19 protein-coding genes and 1 tRNA gene are annotated in these 19,720 nt (G+C 68.7%); 12 read left to right on the plus strand and 8 right to left on the minus strand.

The genetic code is table 11. The features are described from left to right. The first annotated feature begins 2 nt into the window (after positions 1 to 2). From O3305_RS14230 to O3305_RS14275, 10 genes are all read left to right on the plus strand, one after another. On the plus strand, positions 3 to 1,115 hold the full coding sequence (locus tag O3305_RS14230) for a hypothetical protein (RefSeq protein WP_269573137.1): 1,113 nt from the start codon (positions 3 to 5) through the stop codon (positions 1,113 to 1,115). Further along, positions 1,112 to 1,369, plus strand: a complete 258-nt coding sequence (locus O3305_RS14235; RefSeq protein WP_184163927.1) for a hypothetical protein — start codon at positions 1,112 to 1,114, stop codon at positions 1,367 to 1,369. Before O3305_RS14230 ends, O3305_RS14235 begins: the two co-directional genes overlap by 4 nt. Then, positions 1,366 to 2,175 (plus strand): hypothetical protein, encoded by an 810-nt coding sequence (locus O3305_RS14240; protein ID WP_184163925.1) that lies wholly within the window; start codon positions 1,366 to 1,368, stop codon positions 2,173 to 2,175. Before O3305_RS14235 ends, O3305_RS14240 begins: the two co-directional genes overlap by 4 nt. Then, positions 2,172 to 3,647 carry a S8 family peptidase gene (locus O3305_RS14245; protein ID WP_269573138.1) on the plus strand — a complete coding sequence of 492 codons (1,476 nt, stop codon included), beginning with the start codon at positions 2,172 to 2,174 and terminating at the stop codon, positions 3,645 to 3,647. Before O3305_RS14240 ends, O3305_RS14245 begins: the two co-directional genes overlap by 4 nt. Before the next feature lie 72 nt (positions 3,648 to 3,719). Then, positions 3,720 to 5,471 carry a hypothetical protein gene (locus O3305_RS14250; protein ID WP_269573139.1) on the plus strand — a complete coding sequence of 584 codons (1,752 nt, stop codon included), beginning with the start codon at positions 3,720 to 3,722 and terminating at the stop codon, positions 5,469 to 5,471. Positions 5,472 to 5,495: 24 nt separating this feature from the next. Continuing rightward, positions 5,496 to 6,548 carry a hypothetical protein gene (locus O3305_RS14255; RefSeq protein WP_269573140.1) on the plus strand — a complete coding sequence of 351 codons (1,053 nt, stop codon included), beginning with the start codon at positions 5,496 to 5,498 and terminating at the stop codon, positions 6,546 to 6,548. A gap of 44 nt (positions 6,549 to 6,592) precedes the next feature. Further along, positions 6,593 to 7,903 carry a hypothetical protein gene (locus O3305_RS14260; protein ID WP_269573141.1) on the plus strand — a complete coding sequence of 437 codons (1,311 nt, stop codon included), beginning with the start codon at positions 6,593 to 6,595 and terminating at the stop codon, positions 7,901 to 7,903. A gap of 3 nt (positions 7,904 to 7,906) precedes the next feature. Continuing rightward, positions 7,907 to 9,175 carry a hypothetical protein gene (locus tag O3305_RS14265; RefSeq protein WP_269573142.1) on the plus strand — a complete coding sequence of 423 codons (1,269 nt, stop codon included), beginning with the start codon at positions 7,907 to 7,909 and terminating at the stop codon, positions 9,173 to 9,175. Positions 9,176 to 9,178: 3 nt separating this feature from the next. Continuing rightward, positions 9,179 to 10,117, plus strand: coding sequence for a hypothetical protein (locus O3305_RS14270; protein ID WP_269573143.1), 939 nt, complete (start codon positions 9,179 to 9,181; stop codon positions 10,115 to 10,117). A 3-nt stretch (positions 10,118 to 10,120) separates the two neighbouring features. Further along, positions 10,121 to 11,503: a hypothetical protein gene (locus tag O3305_RS14275; RefSeq protein ID WP_269573144.1), complete on the plus strand. Its 1,383-nt coding sequence runs from the start codon at positions 10,121 to 10,123 to the stop codon at positions 11,501 to 11,503. A gap of 28 nt (positions 11,504 to 11,531) precedes the next feature. On the opposite strand, the gene O3305_RS14280 is transcribed toward O3305_RS14275, so the two are convergent. The 7 genes from O3305_RS14280 to O3305_RS14310 form a co-directional block, all read right to left on the minus strand. Next, positions 11,532 to 11,607: transfer RNA gene (locus O3305_RS14280), tRNA-Val, on the minus strand. 65 nt (positions 11,608 to 11,672) lie between these two features. Further along, positions 11,673 to 12,638 (minus strand): helix-turn-helix domain-containing protein, encoded by a 966-nt coding sequence (locus tag O3305_RS14285; RefSeq protein ID WP_269573145.1) that lies wholly within the window; start codon positions 12,636 to 12,638, stop codon positions 11,673 to 11,675. A gap of 124 nt (positions 12,639 to 12,762) precedes the next feature. After that, entirely contained in the window at positions 12,763 to 13,695 is a 933-nt protein-coding gene (locus O3305_RS14290; RefSeq protein WP_269573146.1) for a hypothetical protein, read from the minus strand. A 32-nt stretch (positions 13,696 to 13,727) separates the two neighbouring features. Next, positions 13,728 to 15,140: an NAD(P)(+) transhydrogenase (Re/Si-specific) subunit beta gene (locus O3305_RS14295; protein ID WP_269573147.1), complete on the minus strand. Its 1,413-nt coding sequence runs from the start codon at positions 15,138 to 15,140 to the stop codon at positions 13,728 to 13,730. 4 nt (positions 15,141 to 15,144) lie between these two features. After that, positions 15,145 to 15,423, minus strand: coding sequence for an NAD(P) transhydrogenase subunit alpha part 2 (locus O3305_RS14300; RefSeq protein WP_184163892.1), 279 nt, complete (start codon positions 15,421 to 15,423; stop codon positions 15,145 to 15,147). A 113-nt stretch (positions 15,424 to 15,536) separates the two neighbouring features. Next, entirely contained in the window at positions 15,537 to 16,664 is a 1,128-nt protein-coding gene (locus O3305_RS14305; RefSeq protein ID WP_269573148.1) for an NAD(P) transhydrogenase subunit alpha, read from the minus strand. Next, on the minus strand, positions 16,661 to 16,801 hold the full coding sequence (locus tag O3305_RS14310; RefSeq protein WP_184163885.1) for an aa3-type cytochrome c oxidase subunit IV: 141 nt from the start codon (positions 16,799 to 16,801) through the stop codon (positions 16,661 to 16,663). The genes O3305_RS14305 and O3305_RS14310 overlap by 4 nt, the downstream gene beginning before the upstream one ends. Before the next feature lie 151 nt (positions 16,802 to 16,952). Between O3305_RS14310 and O3305_RS14315 the strand changes: the two genes are divergently transcribed. Beyond that, a complete protein-coding gene (locus O3305_RS14315) occupies positions 16,953 to 18,380 on the plus strand; it encodes a sigma-54-dependent transcriptional regulator (RefSeq protein ID WP_184163883.1) in 1,428 nt (475 codons plus the stop codon). Positions 18,381 to 18,395: 15 nt separating this feature from the next. Then, entirely contained in the window at positions 18,396 to 19,076 is a 681-nt protein-coding gene (locus O3305_RS14320) for a DNA alkylation repair protein (RefSeq protein ID WP_269573149.1), read from the plus strand. On the opposite strand, the gene O3305_RS14325 is transcribed toward O3305_RS14320, so the two are convergent. Further along, positions 19,073 to 19,573, minus strand: coding sequence for a DUF2306 domain-containing protein (locus O3305_RS14325; protein ID WP_269573150.1), 501 nt, complete (start codon positions 19,571 to 19,573; stop codon positions 19,073 to 19,075). The two genes, O3305_RS14320 and O3305_RS14325, sit on opposite strands and share 4 nt — an antisense overlap. Positions 19,574 to 19,720: the final 147 nt, after the last annotated feature.

The following is a 19,720-nucleotide window of genomic DNA, read 5'->3' on the forward strand; positions in this document are numbered from 1 at the left end:
CGATGTCGGGTGATCGCTACCTTCCGCCGCCCCCGGCGGCCACCTCGCGCCAGGCGAGCCATGCCGTGCCCTCGCACGCGATGGCGGGCTCTTTCTGGGGCAGTGAGGGCGCGCAGCAACAGCCTGCCCAGCAGGACGAGCTGACCGCGCCGGGTGCCGGTTCGGGTGCGTCGGGCGGCAAGGCGCCGCCCGCCACCGAGACGATCGGCCGGCGTGCCGGCGCACTTTCGGATGAACTGAACTTTCCCGATTTTGTGGCTTCGCTGATTCATGGAACCTGGGATGCGATGGTCGATTCGTCGATCCGCCAGATGGACAGCTATGCCGATCTGGTCGCCGCGATCTCCAAGCCGCTCTCCCAGTTCCGCGACGAGAATGTCACCGCCAACCAGGCGCGCGACTGGCTGATGGCGCAATATCCCGGCGATATCGGGCTGGCGCGCGGCGAGAGCGAAGGCACGCTGGTGCCGCGCGGGGGCAGTGGCAGCGCTGGCGGCGATTCCGGGGAGAGCAACTCGCCGACCTGGCTCTCCGACTATGGTCTTGGCGGGCAGGAGCTGACCTCCGAGCTGATCGAGGAGCAGCTCGTCCCCGCCGCGCGCGACCGGCTCGCCGGAGACCGGATGCAGACGCTGGCGACGCTGGTGATGATGGGCATGAACCGGATCGTCGTGAAGGACGGCTCGATCACCGCCCGGCTGCGCTTCCGCGCCGCGGCGTCCGACAAGACCGCGGTCGATTATGCGGTGAGCGACGATCCCGGCAACGCCACGCCGTCGGGCAGCTGGTCGACGCGCGGCAGCACCTCCTATCAGGCGCCGGTCACCAAGGTGTCGACCGTCGGGGTCAACGCCCAGACCGACAGCCAGCTCAATGCCGAGCTGTTCGGCGAAGTGAAGATCAACTTCGCCAGCGAGACGCTGCCGCTCGACCGGTTCGTCGACGATGCCCGGCGCACGTTGCTCGAACGCGCCGCGCGCCCGGCCCAGATGCCGGCACGGGCGCCGGCCCCCGCCGCCCTGCCCGCCCCGGTCCCCGCCGTCGCCGCACCTGCATCGCCGGCGGCACCCGCCTCGCCCGCGCCGCTGCCGGTTCCGCCCGGAGGTGCTGCATGACCGACGCCGCCCGCCGCCCGCTCGAGGACCTGATCGGCGAATTGCTCGACGGCGTCACCGCGCTGCCGGCGGCGGGGCTGCGCGCGACCAGCGTCGCGTTCGACCTGCCGATCGAGGCGACGGTCGAGGCCGGTCCCACCGGGCCGATGGTCCGCGCCGATGTCCCGCGCACGCGCACCCGCACCTGGTTCGACCGGCCGGTCGGCCGCCTCTCGCTCAACATCGGCACGCTGCCGGTGGAGGAGGTGCAATGAACGGCGATACCGGCGAAGCGGTGGCGCTCGAGGACTTCATCCAGGCGGTGCAGTCGCAGCTCGATACGGCCCAGGCGCGCATGACGCTGAAGGCGCAGAACGACCGGCTGCCGCTCACCTTCGCGATCCGCGACATCTCGATGGATTTGAAGGCGCATCTCGAGCTCAACCAGGGCGAGCTGCGCATCCGTCCGGCCGGACCGAGCGACAAGGACCCGACCGTCCTCCATCTCGTCTTCACCGCGATCACCAAGCCGATGATCGAGGAGAATGCGGTCCCCATGTCGATCGACGACAAGAACGAAGTGCCGCTTTCGGCGCTGGGCGACGAGTTCGATCCCGCCGAGCGCCGCCGGCTCGAGGGGATCGGCGTGCGCACCGTCGAGAAGCTCAACGAGATGGAGCGGCGCGGCATCTCGGGCTCGGTCGGCCGGATCACCCGCCTCGCGCCCGACAAGCTCGAGCAGGTCCTTGCCCGCGCCTCGCGCCCGATGGTCGACGATGTCAGCCGCGACGGCACTGACGAGGGCGACCAGACCGACGAGCTGCGCCAGCGGCTGCGGGTCAAGGGCCGCAACCTGCTGCGCGGCGGGATGCCGCCCCAGGTGATGATCGCCGGCCGGCCGGTCAATGTCGTCCAGGCGCATGACAATGAGCTCGTCCTGGCGCCCGATCACGACCAGCTCGCCGGGCAGATGAGCCTGACGCACGATCCTCGCGCGCCGACCGAATTGTGGTTCGACCAGCAGCCGCGCCGGCCCTTGCCCGCGACGCCGGTCAACGGCTTCGACGGAGCCCAGCCATGACCGCCCGGCTCGGCCGCCTCGTCCAGCCCTGGGCGCACCGCGCCGGCGCCTATGCCGCGCCGGGCAGCCTGCTCGTCCGGCTGAAGCTCGGCGAAGTGCCCGCCGGCATCCCCGCCGCGCTCGACATCCGCCGCAAGGCCGCGACGCCCGCCGAGACGACGCAGCACCAGATCCTCGACCGGGTGGTGAAGTCCTTCGGCGGCGCCGTCCGCGTCTCGCGCCTCCACGCCGCCGCCCAGGCGCTCCACACGATCGGCGCGCGCAACCGGGGCTATAGCGAGGCCGAGGAGATCAGCGGCATCGCCCGGGTGCTCCGCTTCGACGTCGAGCCCGACACCCATATCGGCTCGCTCGCGGTGTCGCTGATGCAGCTCGACATCGTCGAGTCCGCCATGCCCAATTACCTCTGCACGATCGGCCTCGACGGTCCCGACCGGCACCCCCGCCGCGACGAGGACGACGACAATGCCGGCTGGGACCCACGCGACATGGTCAATGCCCGGCGCGCCTTGTCCTATTGCGCCGGCGATGGCGGGGTGATCGTCGCGGTGGTCGACAGCGGCATCAACTTGCGCCACCCCGAATTCTCCAGCCAGGCGCTCGATACCGGCGACCGGCTGCGCCGCGGCTATGACACCGTCCAGCTCAGCGAGGGCCAGCTCGCCACCGGCATCCGGCTGCTCGGCGACAATCGCGGCGCCGATACCGACCCGACCGACCGCTATGTCGGCCACGGCACCGCCTGCGCCGCGATCATCGGCGGCAGTGGCGCCGGCATCCCGCCCGGCCTCGCCGGCGCCTGCCGCCTGCTGCCGATCCGCTCGCTCGGCGCCGCCCAGCCGCCCGACCACAAGCCCGTCGGCATCGGCGCGATCAGCGACCTCGACATGGGGCTGGTCATGGCCGCCCAGCTCGGCGCGCACGTCATCAACTGCAGCTTCGGCACCGATGACGAGGCGATCGAGCCCGGCATGCCCAAGCCGCACAGCGAAGCCGTCGCCTATGCCACCGAGCGCGGCTGCACCCTGGTCGCCGCCTCGGGCAACAGCGGCGACAAGCGGGTCTACTGGCCCGCCGCCTTCCCCCAGGTCGTCGCGGTCGGTGCCGTCGATGCCGATCGCCGCATGGCCGGCTTCTCGACCAGCGGCGACCATGTCGCGCTCTGCGCCCCCGGTGTGAACATCCGCACCGCCGACCTCGACGGCTATCAGCGCGCCACCGGCACCAGCTTCGCAGCGCCCTTCGTCGCCGGCGCCGCCGCCTTGCTCGTCGCCCGCGCCCAGGAGCGCGCTGCCGCGATCGACCCGGAGACGACCAAGAAGCTCCTCATCGCCAGCGCCCAGCCGCACCGCCCCGATCTCGCCGCCGGCAATGGCGCCGGCATCCTGGACGCCGCCCGCGCGCTCGAACTGCTCGATCGCGCGATCGACGCCGACGACACCACCGAATTGGGAGGCGCCGATGACGGCTAGAGCCCGCCCCGCTCCCTAGGCGCCCCGCGCCCTCCCCGAGATGGACCAAGATTTTCGAAAGGAACCCTGCAAATGGCCGACATCCTGATCCCGACCATCCGCTTCGTCGATATCGCCGCCCGTGAAAAGGCCGCCCGCGAAGCGATCACCAGCAGCTTTGACAACCTCACCGCGCGCCTCGCCAAGCTGGGCCAGCTCAGCCAGACCGACGCCGCCGAGCTCGCCCGCGTCCGCGAGCTCAAGGCGCTGATCGACAGCGACAAGGGCAAATTCTACTTCGACCCGCTCTTCGCCACCGCCCGCGCCGCGCTCAAGTCCGCCGAGAGCGGCCTGCGCCCGCGCGCCGTCGAGCATGAGCAGGGCGTGCTGCAATTCCCCGAGATGGCGGGCGACAAGGCCACCGAGGCCGAGCGCGACGCCGAAGTCGCCCGGGTCGGCCTGATCCTCGGCCTGCTCCAGTATAACGGCACCGCGCTGCCCCGGCTGGTCGTCTCGGGCAAGACCCCGCAGCCCGATCCCGAGGATCCCAACACCGCCGAGTTCGGCGAGGGCCTGTTCCGCGCCGTCGGCCGCATCGCCGGCCGCATCGAGCTGGCCGAGCGGACCCTCAAGCAGGTCGGCGCCGCGGTGAACATCCAGGGCGACCGCAAGGAGCCCGGCGTCTCCAGCGCCGAATATGCCAAGGTGTTCGAGGGGCTGGTCGGCCGCGGCGTCACTGCCCATGACGTCAACCTCAAGCGGCTGGTCGAGGACCAGTTCGACAAGGTCCAGGCGCTCGGCGACGACCAGGCGATGCACGACGTGCTGATCGACCTGCCCGATCTCGAGGCGACCACCGCCTTCGAAGTCGTCGCCAGCCATTGCAAGCTGATGGGCTCGTTCATCTTCGCCTCGGCCTTCGAGGAGCTGAAGGCCTTCCAGGTGGTCGACAAGCTGGTCGAGATGTCGCAGCGCGGCGACCTCGCGCTGATCAAGGGACCGGCCGGCACCCAGCTCTACAACTATTGGCGCGAGGCGCCGAACCGGATGAGCGAGAGCGAGCGCCAGGGCTTCTACGCGATGATGCTCGGCCTGCCGACCGGCCAGCCCGGCGTGAAGGTCAATGTCGAGTTCCAGGACCTGTGGCTGCGCTTCGTCTCCTCGGTCTCCACCCTGGTGCGCGAGGCCCGGGTCGATGCGCTGATCCGCGCCGCGACGCCGATGGCGGTCAACCAGCAGCAGGTGAAGAAGGCCGCGCGCGACCTCGCCACCAACATGTCGCTGCACGGCTATGGCATGGCCTTCTATGCCGCCGCCGACCTGCAGAAGCAGATCAACGACATGATCAGCCTGCTCCAGGACAAGGAACTGCTCCTCGCCATCGGGCAGAAGGACATGTGGGGCGTGATCGACCAGGTCGCCCAGACCGAGCTCGGCGGCGCGCGCAACAGCTCCAAATACCGGATGCTGGCCACCAGCGGCGCGATCATCAGCAGCTGGATCGCCAACAACAACGACCGGCTGCGCGATCCCACTTCGCCGATGATCGATCTCGGCGTGGTCAGCAATCCGCCCACCCGGCCGCGCGGCCAGTCGGCGGTGTCGCACCCGAACGACTATGACCTGGTCAATGCCTGCGAGATGTGGCTCGCCGATTCGGCGATGGACGAAGGCCGCATCGAGCAGATGTCGCAGCCGCGCGAAGCCCCGAACATGACGAGCCGGCCGATCCAGATCCCGTCGATCGCGCGCGACCTGCTCGACAGCGCCGGGCTCGGCATGGGCATGGGCTATGCCCAGTCGGCGCAATCCAACGGCCATGCCCGCAACGGCTATGGCTATTGACCCCCGGGCGGAAGGAGCATCGCCATGGGCTATGAGCCACTCAGCACGCAGGTGAAGGGGCGGCTGTTCAGCGCCTCGCGCACCTTGCGCACCGCCAACCCCCTGAGCTTCGTCGGGCGCATGCTCGAGGACAGCTTCGATCTGCCGATGGGCGATCCGCGCTATGCCGCCAATGCGCTGGTCCCGGGCTCCGCGCCGATCGAGCCGGTGTTCGGATCGAACCAGAGCCGCGCGCTCGCTTTCCACATGGAGCCGCTCGGTCCCGAGGCGTCGGGCTGCGAGCGGCGCGACATGGCCAGCCGCGAGATGCGGCGGCTGGTCGGCGACAATTTCGGCCGCGAGGCGCTGCACTGGTTCGACGGCGCGAGCGAGAGCCAGCGCGGCCTCACGCGCGCCGGCGGCCTGCGCTACGGCGCCTTTTTCGGATCGAGCTTCGATCAGGGCGGGCTGGAAAGCGCCACCGTCACCTATGAGGGCGGCAACGGCAATCCGATGAACGAGGTCAATCCCGCGCTCGCCCGGCTGATCGGCCAGGCGATGGCGGCGATGCCCGGCCTGCGCCCGGTGTTCACCACGCTGGTGGCGGGGCGCGACTATGGCAGCCAATGGGTGACCTTCCTGCTCACCAACCGCTTCCGCATCACCGACATGCGGCCGATGCTCGACGAGCTGGGCCTGGGCGAGCGGCTGGGCAGCATCCTGCAGATCGTCGGCGTCGCGCTCGGCGGCCGCTTCGACGTGCCCGACGGCGCGGCGCTGGTGGCGTTCGGGCGCAGCCCGCAGGGCGTCGAGCTCGATCTCCAGATCATGCTCGATGCGATCCCGGACGTGCCGCCCAACTTCCTCCAGCTGCTGACGATGAACCTGCGCGAGCGGCCGCGCGAGCTGGCGGCGCTCGAGCGCTTCCTCGAAGCCTTCACCCCGGCCGACGATGTCTGGCCCGGGCGCTTCACCATCCTGGGCATCCGCATCGGCCCCAGCGGCCCGCCCAAGGTGAAGCTCTATCTCCGCCCGGTGGAGTTCGAGATCAGCCCGGCGGCGTCGCTGGTCGGCGCGCCGATGCCCGCCGCTGCCTGAGACAGGATGTGCCGGCTCCGGCCGGCCAGTCGAGGATCGAAGAGATGAACGCTCCCGCTATTGTCGCCCCGGAGGCGACGCCCCGGCCCGAGGTGCGCGCCAAGGTGCGCGAGATGCTCGCCGCCACCCCGTCCTTCCACCAGTTGCCGCCGGACACGCAGATGCAGGTGGCGCGCGACACCGCGATGATCGCCGATGCGCTGGTCGGCCAGGCCGAGGCCGGCACCCAGTCGGTCACCGCGCAGCCGATGGCGGAAAAGAGCCAGTGGGAATCGAACAAGCAGGCGGTCGACGATATCGGCAAGGAGGAATTCTCCGCCGGCTCGCTGATGGCGGGTGCCCAGGCCGCCGGCGAATTCATGCGGCAAGTGAATTTTGTCGAGTTTGTTTCGGGGCTTATCGACGGAGTCTTCAACTCCATCATCACCTCGAACATCCAGCAGATGGAGGCCTATTCGAAGATGGTCTCCGACGTGTCCAAGTCGCTCAACCAGTTCCGCGACGACAACACCACCTCGGATGACGGCAAGGACCAGCTCTGCGAGCAGTTCCCCGATCTGTTCGATATCGGCGCCGATGCTTTCTCCGGCGGCGGCGCCGCGCAGCTGCGGGTCAAGGACGGCGCCGATCTCGATGCCGGGCTCCAGCGCGTCCGCGACACGCTGGGCAGCCATGCCGACAAGGAAATCGATTCGATCGACGTCACCGATCCCGAGGTGCAGGAAACGCTGATCAAGGCGGCGCGCGGCCAGATCGCCACGTCGCGCCAGCAGCTGCTCGCCACCATGGTGATGATGGGGCTGTCGCGCATCGTCGTCACCAACGGCAAGATCCAGGCGAAGATCCTCTACGACTTCAACGCGTCGAGCCAGCGCACCCTGTCGCGCACCGCCATGGCCCGCGACTATGCCCGCGACGCCTCGGGCAACCTCGCCGTCACCACCGACGGCGAAGGCGAGAGCGAGCGCGGCGGCACCAGCAAGGGCGATTACAGCGGCAGCTATCAGAGCGGGAAGTCGAGCTACAGCGGCAACTACGATTCCGATTACTACACCAAGGGCAAATACAAATATTCGCAGAAGCCGGTGATGACCGCCCAGGCGGTGGCAAGCGACCAGAGCACCGACCAGATCAGCGCCAAGGCCAGCCTGGCCGGCCTGGTCGATGTCAACTTCAAGTCGGACTATCTCCCGCTCGAGAAGATGGCGACGCCGGAGATGATCGCGGCGATCCAGATGCGCTCCAAGCCGGTCGATCACAACAAGCCGCAATATACGCCGGGACCGGCCCCGGCCCCGGCCCCGGCGGCGCCCGCGCCTGCCGCCACGCCGGCGCCCGCACCGGCGCACGCCTGAGCCATGGCACAGGCCCTCGCCTCCGAGCCCGATCCGCAGGCACCGGCGCTGTACGGCGGCCCTGGCGGCATGACGCCCGCCGCGATCGCCCGGGTCCGCCCCAAGGTGCAGGCGATGCTCACCGGCATCCCGGCCTTCGCGATGCTGAGCAGCCTCGAACAGGCCAAGCTCGCCAACGACATGGTCAAGGTGCTTGCCTATATCGATGATCCCGCCGGAGTGGTCGAGGACACGGCGCTGGGGGCCCCGCCACCCGCGGCAGGTGCGATGGCCGCGCCGGCGCGCGGGCTGGCCGATGCCAATGAGCAGACCCGCCAGAACCTCTCCAAGTCTCCCGGCTTCGCGGGCAAGGACTTCGTCGCCGGTGCCGCCGCGCAGGGGACGGAACAGTTCACGAATCTCGTCCATAATGTTGATTTTCCTGCATTTGTTGGCGGGCTCATCAACAATGTCTTCAAGTCGATCGTCGAGACCACGATCGAGCAGATGCGGGCCTATGCCGAGCTGATCTCCGCCGTCGCCAAGACCGCGGAGGAGTATATGGCCGAGAATATCGGCATGGGTCAGGGCCGCGATTACATGGTCGATCGCTTCCCCGACCTGCTCGCGCTCGATGTCGACGAGGACAGCGGCAAGTCGAAGCTGCGCGTCACCGGGGAGGACGAGGAAGCCGCGCTGAGCGAAATCCACGCGACGCTCGGCATGAGCGGCCCGGCTCCGTCGGACCTGAGCGAGGAGGAGGCCGAGATCGGCTTCGTCAACGCCGCGCGCATCGTCATGGCCAAGTCGCGCCAGCAGCTGCTTGCCTCGATGGTGATGCTGGGGATCAACCGGATCGTGGTGACCGACGGCTCGATCACCGCCAAGGTGAAGTTCGACATGCGGGCGACCGACCAGGCCAAGCGCGACTATCGCGCCTCGGCCTATGACCGCCAGTCGAGCCGCAACCGCAACGTCAGCGCGTTCGGCGGCAGCTTCCTCGGCTTTGGCGGCGGCTCGGTGAACGTCAACGAGCAGTCGCATGTCGCCACCGTGAGCACCGCCGTCAACGAGACGAGCGAGTCGCAGCTCGAGCTTGCCGCCAAGATGCAGGGCGAGGTGCGGGTCAACTTCAAGTCGGACTATCTGCCGCTCGAGAAGATGGCGACGCCCGAGATGATCGGCGCGATCCAGGGCAATTCGATCCCGCCGCCGCCGCGCGGCGGTGCCGCACGCCCGCCCGCGCCCGGCGCTGCGGCGCCCACGCCCACCCCCGCCCCGGCAGGACCCTGAGCGATGCTGCACACCAATGCCCTTGCCCTGGCGCTCGAAGCCGAGACCTCGGTGCCGCTCGGCCTGGTCCGCGCGGTGGACGATGCCGAGCGGCTGCTGCTCGCGGCCCATGCCCATGCGACGATGCTCGCCGAGCTCGGCGATATCGAGCTGCCGCCGGCCGCCCGCGCCGACGCGACGCAGATCCGCGCGATCGCCAGCCTCTATCTCGCCTCGACATTGGAGATGGCGGGGCTGATCCAGGCGGCGGACGACTTCACCCGGCTGATGCGCACCGGCGCGCTCGACGGCGAGATCGGCGATGCCGCGCCGGCGGTCGAGCGCTTCTGGCAGAGCCGCGACGAGCGGCCGAACGAGGCCGAGCGGCTGTCGCTGTTCGGCCGACTGTTCGGGGCGCCGACGGGTCCGGAGGATGCCAGTGCGCGGGCCAATGGCGAGTTCGAGGAGCTGCTGCTCAACCTGTGCGACGCGATCATGAAGGCGGCGGACGGCGGCAGCCAGGGGCGCGCGCGCCAGGCGGTGATCCAGGTCGCCGAGAATGTCTCGGGCGCGGCTAGCGGCATGGTGCTGATGCTCGCCCGCCAGATCCTCGACACATTGTCTCAGGCGATCGCGATCCTAAATAACGGGCAGGTGCGCACGCTGCTGCATGCGCGGACGCTCTGGGATGCGGTGGGGGCGATCGATCGCAAGTTCCGCCGCACGCCGCGGCCGACGCTTACCCTGCTCCGGCGGGGCCGTGCCGGGATGGCGGTGCTCGCCTGGCTGGCCGAGCATGTCGATACGATCGAGACGGCGGGCGGGGCCCTGGTCCAGCCCAATGATCCGGTGGTCGATTCGGCGGTCGACTGGGTCGATGAGACGCTGTCGATCGTCCGCGGTCAGAATGGCGGTCCTCCCGCTGCTGGTGCGAGCCCCAGCTGGCGCGACCTGGGGAGCTGAACGATGGCGGTGGCGCTGGCCAATCCACCGCCGGAAGTCCGCGGCGCGGTCCGCGATTCGCTGGTCGGCGCCGAGGGTTTCGAATCCCTCCCCACCGCCGACCAGCGCGAAATCGCGAACGCGCTGGTGCGGATAGCCCATGCCGCCCAGCTCTTCGAAGCCGAGGCGGCGCCGAGAAAAGGGGGGGCGGCAGTCGCCGCCGGCATGAGCGCCGGCGAACATTATTCCGGCACCGCGGTAGCCGGCGTGGCGGGCACCACCCACGCCGTTTTGCGGGCCATCAGCTTCCCGCGATTCGTCGCGGAACTGGTGAACGGAATCTTCCGCGCGATGGTCGACACCAACCAGCAGCAGCTCCAGCAATATATCGAGCTGGTCCGCGGCGTCTCCCAGTCCCTGGACGGCTTCGCCTCCACCGGCGGCTCAAGCGACGATCCCGCCAAGCGCTGGCTCGCCGACCAGTTCCCCCAGAGTTTTCGCATCGAGGAACCCGAAGCCCCGGACCCCCGCGACATCCCCGATCCCGAGGACACCCCCGATCCGGTCCGCCTGATCCCGGTCGGCGCCCCGCCCACAGTCGATGCGGTGCGCGCAGCCCTCAACCTCGAGCCCGATACCGCGATCCCCGGCACCGATGCCCAGCAGCTGATCCCGTTCGTGCGCAGCAGCCTGGCGCGCAACCGCCAGCAGATGCTGGCGACGATGGTGCAGATGGGCATGCAGCGGATCGTGATCGATTCGGGCCGCATCGCCGCCTCGATGCGCTTCCACATCGATGCGCAATCCGCCGCGCGCGAGCAGGAGCACAGCGGCTTCGACACGCGAACCACGGTGGGCGCGAGCGCTTCGGGCGGGTTCGGCTTCTGGAGCGCATCGGCATCGGTCAATTCGACGATCGGCTATGTCCGCACCGACGATGTAACCACCAACGAGAGCACCAATGTCTCGGCCGATCTCGACAGTTCGGTGGAACTGCATTTCCGCACCGATCAGGTGCCGCTCGACCGGATCGCCTCGCAGAACACCGTGGAGCGGCTGCGGCTCAACACGCTCAATCCGGAACGCGAGGCGGCCATCGCGGCGGAGACCGATCGCGCCCGCATCACCGCCAATGGCGCCGCCAACCCGCCGACACCGGCGCCCACGGGCGGGGCATCGAGCCTCGCCCCCTCCCAGACAGTGACGCCGCCCGCGCTCGCGCCGATTACGCCACGCGGAACCGGAACCACAGGCGGCGGCACCTCGACGCCACCCCCGCCGGCGTCCGGCACCGCACCGCCGCCGACGAGCGGATCGGGAACCGGCAGCGGCTCAGGAACTGCAACAGGCACCGCCACGCCCCCGGTCACCACAGGCTCGGGCACTGCTCCCGCGCCGGTACATTGAACCGCGCATCGGCTGCGATATCGGGGGATGGTGGGCGCTGACGGGCTCGAACCGCCGACCCTCTCGGTGTAAACGAGATGCTCTACCAACTGAGCTAAGCGCCCGGGCATGATGCCGGTGGCGCCCCGATGCCAAAGCCCGGGCCTCGGGGCAAGCCCCCAGTGCCGGGCTAGACCAGGCCGAGCCCCGCGCGGCGCACCGCGCCGACATAGGCGCGCATGCCCGCAAGCGCCTTTTCGCTCAGCACGATATAGGCACGGCGGCGATCGCCCGGATCTGCCTCGCGGCCAAACAAGCCGGCCTCGTGCATGGTACCGATCCAGCGCAACGCCGTGGTCGGCGGCACCGCAGCCGCGATGCACAGGCTGGAAACGGATACGCGCCGGCGCTCGAGACTGGCCGCGAACAGGTCGAGCAGCATGTCCCAGGCAGGATCGGCGAACAGCTCCGCTTCGAAATATTGCCCGCGCAGGCGGCGTGACCGGATCACGGCCCGGATCTCCGCCGAGGCGATATCGGGGCCCGGCTCGTCCGGCCCGCGATAGCCCAGGTCCGGCGCGCGGACGCCCGTCCGTCGTTCGATCTCGTCCTCTTCGGCAAGTTCGCCTCGCGTCAGCCGTGCCAGCGCATCGGCGATCCGCGCGACTTCCTCGTTGAGCCGGCGCAGGCGCGCGGTCTCCGAATCGCGGGTGACATCAGTCCACGAAGCGTGCGGCGTCGCTTCGCCCCGTGCACGCGCCAGCACCAGCGCGGCGAGCAGTTCGGATGCGCTCGGATCGCAGAGAAGCTGGGTGCGCGGGACACCGAGCAAGGGGCCGGCGAGGTCGATCCGATCCGCCGAGAAGATCGCGACAAGCGCCGGTCCGGCCTGGCCATCGCGCGCCGCCAGGGTATCGAGCAGCGACAACAACGGGGCTTCCGCAACCGCGCGTGCATCGAGCAGGACAAGGTCGAGCCGCGCCGCGTCGAGCAGCGGCAGGGCACCGTCTGGATCAACCATGTCGCGGATCCGGATTCCCGCCGTGGTCGCTGCCTCCACCAACTCGGCACTGCCCGCGCCCGTAACGAGCAGCGCGTTGAACGCCTGCGCCAGCGTGTCGCGGGTCGGGAAAGGGGCCGCGGAGGGGTTCGCCATCGCCTGCTCGGGTAGAATGTCCCGGAGAGGCCCAACCTCCGAAACGGATTGCTCTATCCGCTCCGTTTCGGAGCTTGTGGCGCGACCCAGACAGGCGACCGAATCATTGCCTGTCCGTTCCGGATCAGTCCACGACTGATCCGTCGGATTCGGCTGCAAATACCGAAGCTTCGCTCTCATCGCCGAGAAGTTCCCGGGTCGCGCTGGCAAGCAGCCCCGGGCCCAGCGCAAGCCCCGCGGCGAAGAACACCGCGCCCACCACGCCGAACAGGATCTGGGTGGCCAGCGGCATGGCGAATTGCCGGGCAGCAAATGCTTCGGCGGCAGCCCGCATCTGCTCCTGATCGCCATTGGCGGCGATCAGCGCGGCGAAATAATCCCCCATCACGAAGGACACCACGATGCCGATCGCAACAGCGAAGATCAGCGTGATCAGGAAATAACAGGCGAAAAGCATCCAGAAGCGGCCACGGGTCAGCTCCCAGGCAGCATCGACGCTGATCCGCCGGCGATGGAAGGTAAGCGGGAAGATCAGCGAGATGCGCACCTCCGCCCAGACCACCGCGCAGACAAAGGCGAGGAACAGCAGGAACGAGATCGCCCCCGTGATCATGCCCGTGCCCAGCGCGAAGCCGAGCACCGTGATGACCAGTAGCAGCAGCAGCTCACCCACCAGGATCGCGGCAAAGGCGGCGACGCAGACCATGATGACCAGCCCAAACATGCGGAACTCGTCCATCCCGATCCGCATGAAGGCGAAGCCGCCCTCCTGCGGGCGCAGCATCACGCGGAACACCGCGTTCATCAGCACCACGACGAGGAATAGCAGCAACAGGTTCATGAGCAGCATGAGGCTGAACATCGGCCCTGCCCATACCGACATCGCCGTGCTTGGATCCGCGGATATGGGCATGACCGTGCCGGCAACCACGAAGCCCATCACCAGCGAGATCGCGAGCGCGCCGACACAATAAGTCACTGCCCAGATCGCCACCGAGCCGGGGCGTTCGCGCAGCAGCCCGAACGCCCCACCCAGAATCGAACCAACGCTCGCCATGCCAAGTCCCCCATTCGTTCCCGGCATCCGCGTCAGTCGAGGCTCTTAACGATCTCCTCGACCATCTTCTTCGCGTCGGCCAGCAGCATCATCGTGTTGTCGCGGTAGAACAGCTCGTTGTCCACACCGGCATAGCCGACGCCGCCCATCGAGCGCTTGATGAAAAGCACCGTCTTGGCTTTTTCGACATCGAGCACCGGCATGCCGTAGATCGGCGACGACTTGTCGGTCTTGGCGGCCGGGTTGGTCACGTCGTTGGCGCCGATGACGAAGGCGACGTCGGTCTGAGCGAACTCGCTGTTGATGTCCTCCAGCTCGAACACTTCGTCATAGGGCACGTTCGCTTCGGCGAGCAGCACGTTCATATGGCCCGGCATGCGTCCCGCAACCGGATGGATCGCGTATTTCACGCGGACACCGTGCTCCTTGAGCTTGTCGCCCATCTCACGCAGCGCATGCTGTGCCTGAGCGACCGCCATGCCGTAACCGGGCACGATGATGACCTGCTCGGCCTGGCTCATCAGGAAGGCCGCGTCCTCCGCGGAGCCGCGCTTCCACGGCCGGTCGATCGCCGCCGCACCACCGCCCGCGTCCGCCGTCGCGCCGAAGCCGCCGGCGATCACGCTGATGAAGCTGCGGTTCATCGCGCGGCACATGATGTAGCTCAGGATCGCACCCGAGGAGCCGACCAGCGCTCCGGTGATGATCATCGCCGTGTTGTGCAGGGTGAAGCCCATCGCCGCCGCTGCCCAGCCCGAATAGCTGTTGAGCATCGACACCACGACCGGCATGTCCGCACCGCCGATCGGCACGATCAGCAGGAAGCCGATCACGAAGCTGAGCGCAGTCACGGTCCAGAAGACCCAAGGGCTCTGGTCGGTGACGAAATAGCCGACCAGACCGAGAATGCCGGCCAGCACGGCCAGGTTGATGACATGGCGCCCCGGCAGCAGGATCGGCTTGCCAGACATGTTGCCGTTGAGCTTGAGGAAGGCGATCACCGAACCCGAGAAGGTGATCGCGCCGATCGCCACGCCCAGGCCCATCTCGACCCGGCTGACGCTGAGGATTTCGCCGTCCGCACCCAGGATGCCGAAGGCGGCAGGATTGAGGAACGCCGCCGCCGCGACCAGCACCGCCGCCATGCCGACCAGCGAGTGGAAGGCGGCGACGAGCTGCGGCATCGCGGTCATCGCGATCCGGCGTGCCGTCACGAAGCCGATAATGCCGCCGATCGCGATCGCCGCGCCCAGTTCGATCGGGCTGGCGATCTCGTGCGTGATCAGCGTGGTGATCACGGCGATGCCCATGCCGAGCATGCCGAGCCGGTTGCCCCGCCGGCTGCTCGCCGGGCTGGAGAGCCCGCGCAGCGCGAGGATGAAACAGATGCCCGCCACCAGATAGGCAAAGGCGACCCAGGGATTGATTGCTGCCCCCTCGTGCATCGGCTCAGCCCTTCTTCTTGTACATGGCGAGCATGCGCTCGGTGACGGCAAAGCCGCCGAAGATGTTCACGGATGCCAGCGCCACGGCGACAAGGCCGAGCCACTTGGCAACCTCCGAACCGGTTGCAGCCGACGCGATCAGCGCGCCGACGATGATCACCGAGGAAATCGCGTTGGTCACCGCCATCAGCGGCGTGTGCAGTGCCGGCGTGACCGACCAGACCACGTAATAGCCGACGAAGCAGGCCAGTACGAAGATCGACAGGATCGAGATGAAGTCCATGTCTTGAGCCTTCCAAACTTCACGAAGCTTCCACGCGCAGCAACTGATCGCGGAAGCCTTGTTCGCCGTCCCCACGCCGAGACTAACCTTCGGCGCCATGCGGGACGGAGTTATCAACCTGCGGCGAGCAACCGCTCGTTCACGACCTTGCCGCCCTGGGTGAGGCGGATGGCATTGCCGATTTCCTCGTCGAGGACCGGCTTGCCCTGCTCCTTGTCCCAGAAGGCGGAGAGGAAGTTGAACAGGTTGCGCGCGAACAGCGCCGAGCTGTCGGCGGCGAGACGCGACGGCACGTTCCTGTGCCCGACGATCTTCACGCCGTGGATCGTCACGATCTCGCCGGCGACCGCGCCTTCGACATTGCCGCCGGCCTCGACCGCGAGGTCAACGATCACGCTGCCCGGCTTCATCGTGGCGATCTGGGCATCGCTGATCAGCCGCGGCGCGGGGCGCCCCGGGATCAGCGCGGTAGTGATGACGATGTCCTGCTTGGCGATATGCGAGGAGACGAGCTCGGCCTGGGCGGCCTTGTACTCGTCGCTCATCTCGGTGGCATAGCCGCCGGTGCCTTCGCCCTCGATGCCCTTCACCGCTTCGACGAAGATCGGCTTGGCGCCGAGCGACAGGATCTGCTCCTTGGTCGCCGCGCGGACGTCGGTCGCTGAGACCTGCGCACCGAGGCGACGCGCGGTGGCGATCGCCTGCAGGCCGGCGACGCCCACGCCCATGACGAAGACCTTGGCGGCCGAAACGGTGCCCGCCGCGGTCATCATCATCGGGAAGGCGCGGCCATATTCGGCCGCGGCGTCGAGCACTGCCTTGTAGCCCGACAGGTTCGACTGCGAGGACAGGATGTCCATCGACTGCGCGCGCGTGATGCGCGGCATGAACTCCATCGCCAGCGCCTCGAACCCGGCCGAGGCATAGGCATCGACCCGGGCACGTTCGCCGAACGGGTTCAACCCCGCGACGATCCAGGCACCGGGCTTCGCACCGGCAAGGCCGGCCGGATCCGGCCCCTGCACGCCGAGCACGATATCGGCATCCTTGAGCGTCGCCGCCCGCGCGCCAACGGTGGCGCCGGCATCGGCATAGGCCTGGTCGGCGATCGATGCATCCGCGCCCGCACCGGCCTCGACCGACACTTCGGCACCGAGCCCGACGAACTTCTTCACCGTTTCCGGAGTCGCGGAAACACGCCGCTCGCCGGCGGCGGCTTCCTTCAGAACCGCGATCTTCACTTGGCGGAGATCAGGAAGACGACGAGTGCAGCGATCAGGGCAACACCGACGGTGCCCCAGGTCATCATCGCCTTGAAACCATTCCACGTCTGCTCGTGCGCCTTGAGCTGCGCGGCATTGTCACCGGTGTCAGCCATTCGTCTCTCCCCTGAAACTTTATGCAGCGACTGTAGCCCCCAGCGCCGGCTCCCTCAACCCCGCCGCAGCTTCAGCAAGCTTAAGCCCGCCTTTACCCATCTGCTTTATCACGGTCGGCCTGAAACGGGACAGTAGGGACATGGAAGAGCGATGACGCGCAACGGCCAGCGCCTCCTGATGCTGATCGACGATGAGCCGGCCCAGCGCCGCCTCGTCGCAGCAATTGCCGCGCGCCGCGGCTGGAAGACGATCTTCGCGAGCGAGGCCGAGACCGGCATCGCCACGCTGGGCACGCCCGACGGGATGGCGCTCGACGCAATCATCCTCGACCATGCATCGCCCGACGCCGATGCGGCGGCGCTGATCGCCGAGCTGCGCGAGCGCCGGCCCCAGCTGCCGATCCTGATGCTCACCGCCAATGGTTCGGTCGCCAACGCCGTCAACGCGATGCGTGCCGGCGCGACCGACTTCCTGGTCAAGCCGCTCGCCGCCGAGCGCCTGCTCGCCGCGCTGGAAGCGGCCGTCGGCGGCAAGACCGCAGGCGAACTGCGCCCGCTCACCGAAAAGCTCTCCGCCCCGCTCGCCTTCGACGAGATCGTCGGCAGCGCGCCGCAGTTCCGCGCGGCCCTGGCCATCGCGGCCAAAGCTGCCCGTGCCCGCGTGCCCGTGCTGATCGAAGGCGAGAGCGGCGTCGGCAAGGAAGTGGTTGCCGAGGCGATCCACGCCGCCTCGCCGCGCAACAAGAAGGAAATGATCTCGATCAACTGCGGGGCGATCCCCGCCAACCTGGTCGAGAGCGAGCTGTTCGGGCACGAGAAGGGCGCCTTCACCGGCGCCTTCGAGCGCAAGATCGGCCGATTCGCCGACGCCGATGGCGGCACCATCTTCCTCGACGAGATCGGCGAGATGCCGCTCGACGCGCAGGTCAAGCTGCTGCGCGTGCTCCAGTCGGGCGAGATCCAGCCGATCGGCGCGCGCCATGCCCGCGAAGTCGATGTCCGGGTGATCGCCGCGACCAACAAGACGCTGCAGGCCGAAGTCGAGGCCGGACGCTTCCGCGAGGACCTGTATTACCGGCTCAATGTCGTCCAGGTGACGATCCCGCCGCTGCGCGAACGCACCGGCGACATCCCTGCGCTTGCCCGCCACCTGCTCGCCCGCATCGCCGACCAGCCGGGCCTGCGCGAGCTCGGCATCACCGACGACGCGCTCCAGCTGCTGGGCAGCTATGACTGGCCGGGCAATGTCCGCCAGCTCCAGAACGCCCTGTTCCGCGCCTCGGTGCTTTGCGACAATGACGGGCTGACCCGCGCCGATTTCCCGCAGATCGCCCAGCTCGCCGCCGGCCGCCCCATGGGCAATGGCCATCAGGCGCCCGGCGCGAACAATGCCGGTGTCACCCTGTTCCGCCCCGACGGCAACCTGCGTGCATTGGACGAGATCGAGGCCGATGTGATCCGCCTGGCGATCGGCCATTATCGCGGACGGATGACCGAGGTGGCCCGCCGGCTCGGGATCGGGCGCTCGACGCTCTACCGCAAGCTCGGCGAGCTGGGGATCGACCAGAGCGCCGCCTGAGCCTAGCCTGCGGCCATGCTGGCCGAGGCGCTCCACTTGCTCGAACGGGCCACCGAACCGGGGGTGGCCGAAGGTATGCCGCGCTTCGGCATCGCCACGGCGGACCGCGTGATCGGCATCAGGGTCGGCACCCTCCGCGGCCTCGCCAGGACGCTCGGCCGGAACCAGGCACTCGCCGAGCAGCTCTGGGATGCCGGCATTTACGAAGCGCGGCTGCTCGCCTGCTTCGTCGGCGAGCCCAAGACCCTCACTGCCGAAGGCATGGACCGCTGGGCAGCGGGTTTCGACAATTGGGCGACCTGCGACACCGCCTGTTTCGACCTGTTCGACAAGAGCCCGCTGGCCTGGGACGCCGTGTACCGCTGGGCTGGCGACGAGCGCGAATTCGTCCGCCGCGGCGCCTTCGCGCTGCTCGCCGGGCTGGCGTTGCACGCGAAGAAGCTGCCGGACGCCCCGTTCCTCGAGGCGCTGCCCCTGATCGAGGCCCAGGCCGGCGACGACCGCAACTTCGTCAAGAAGGGAGTGAGCTGGGCGCTGCGGGCGATCGGCATGCGCAATCCCGCCCTGCACCGCTCGGCCGGCGAACTCGCCGAGCGGCTCTCCGCCGCGCCGCTTCCCGCCGCACGCTGGATCGGGCGGGACGCGGCACGCGACCTGGCGAGGCCGGCAGCCAGGCGGAAGGCCGGGCTCGGCTAGAGCATCAGCCAGTTCCACAGCAGCCGGCCGGGCAGGAAGGCGAACAGGCCGGGCAGCAGCAGCGCGCCCGCATACATGCCCCACATGTGCCGCTTGTGCGCGGCGATGTCGCCGGCCCGTGCGGCGCGGACTGCGCGGTAAAGAGTGACGAATACCAGCGGCACGAACAGATGGATCCAGCCGAACTGGCCATGGTTCATGTTGCGGATGAAGATCGCAGAGCCTGCCGCGACCAGCATCAGCACACCCCAGATCCGCCCGAGCAGCTTGTGCGTCGCGTCGCCCTTGCGCGCCAGCAGCACCCATAGGCCTAGCGGGATCGCCGGCAGCACGCTCGACAGATGGATCAGCACCGCGACCTGCTTCGCTTCATAGGTCGACGGCGTCACCCCGATCAGCACCCGCGCCACCGCGACGATCGTCGCGCCCGCCAGCACCGTGGCGACTGCGAGCATCGCCCCCTTGGCGAAACCCGACAGATCCTTCGTCCCGCCCATCGCACCTTCCCGAACTCCTGCATGACTGGCCATTGCTTGCCTCCCGACGCTATTGGCGGGACCAGCATGGCCGGCGGCGACGGCCGGACAATCGCGTCTGCGCCGCCGGGCCGATTGCTGCGTGGGCGGGCAGCGATGCTCTGGGCG

The sequence above is a fragment of the Sphingomonas sp. NIBR02145 genome (genome assembly GCF_027359115.1).
GTDB classification, from domain to species: Bacteria; Pseudomonadota; Alphaproteobacteria; order Sphingomonadales; family Sphingomonadaceae; genus Sphingomonas; species Sphingomonas kyeonggiensis_A.

Excerpts from the sequence above, each read along its gene's own strand:
- O3305_RS14230 (WP_269573137.1), top strand. The coding sequence starts at position 3 with ATGTCGGGTGATCGCTACCTTCCGCCGCCCCCGGCGGCCACCTCGCGC.
- O3305_RS14235 (WP_184163927.1), top strand. The coding sequence starts at position 1,112 with ATGACCGACGCCGCCCGCCGCCCGCTCGAGGACCTGATCGGCGAATTG.
- O3305_RS14240 (WP_184163925.1), top strand. The coding sequence starts at position 1,366 with ATGAACGGCGATACCGGCGAAGCGGTGGCGCTCGAGGACTTCATCCAG.
- O3305_RS14245 (WP_269573138.1), top strand. The coding sequence starts at position 2,172 with ATGACCGCCCGGCTCGGCCGCCTCGTCCAGCCCTGGGCGCACCGCGCC.
- O3305_RS14250 (WP_269573139.1), top strand. The coding sequence starts at position 3,720 with ATGGCCGACATCCTGATCCCGACCATCCGCTTCGTCGATATCGCCGCC.
- O3305_RS14255 (WP_269573140.1), top strand. The coding sequence starts at position 5,496 with ATGGGCTATGAGCCACTCAGCACGCAGGTGAAGGGGCGGCTGTTCAGC.
- O3305_RS14260 (WP_269573141.1), top strand. The coding sequence starts at position 6,593 with ATGAACGCTCCCGCTATTGTCGCCCCGGAGGCGACGCCCCGGCCCGAG.
- O3305_RS14265 (WP_269573142.1), top strand. The coding sequence starts at position 7,907 with ATGGCACAGGCCCTCGCCTCCGAGCCCGATCCGCAGGCACCGGCGCTG.
- O3305_RS14270 (WP_269573143.1), top strand. The coding sequence starts at position 9,179 with ATGCTGCACACCAATGCCCTTGCCCTGGCGCTCGAAGCCGAGACCTCG.
- O3305_RS14275 (WP_269573144.1), top strand. The coding sequence starts at position 10,121 with ATGGCGGTGGCGCTGGCCAATCCACCGCCGGAAGTCCGCGGCGCGGTC.
- O3305_RS14285 (WP_269573145.1), bottom strand. The coding sequence starts at position 12,638 with ATGGCGAACCCCTCCGCGGCCCCTTTCCCGACCCGCGACACGCTGGCG.
- O3305_RS14290 (WP_269573146.1), bottom strand. The coding sequence starts at position 13,695 with ATGGCGAGCGTTGGTTCGATTCTGGGTGGGGCGTTCGGGCTGCTGCGC.
- O3305_RS14295 (WP_269573147.1), bottom strand. The coding sequence starts at position 15,140 with ATGCACGAGGGGGCAGCAATCAATCCCTGGGTCGCCTTTGCCTATCTG.
- O3305_RS14300 (WP_184163892.1), bottom strand. The coding sequence starts at position 15,423 with ATGGACTTCATCTCGATCCTGTCGATCTTCGTACTGGCCTGCTTCGTC.
- O3305_RS14310 (WP_184163885.1), bottom strand. The coding sequence starts at position 16,801 with ATGGCTGACACCGGTGACAATGCCGCGCAGCTCAAGGCGCACGAGCAG.
- O3305_RS14315 (WP_184163883.1), top strand. The coding sequence starts at position 16,953 with ATGACGCGCAACGGCCAGCGCCTCCTGATGCTGATCGACGATGAGCCG.
- O3305_RS14320 (WP_269573149.1), top strand. The coding sequence starts at position 18,396 with ATGCTGGCCGAGGCGCTCCACTTGCTCGAACGGGCCACCGAACCGGGG.
- O3305_RS14325 (WP_269573150.1), bottom strand. The coding sequence starts at position 19,573 with ATGGGCGGGACGAAGGATCTGTCGGGTTTCGCCAAGGGGGCGATGCTC.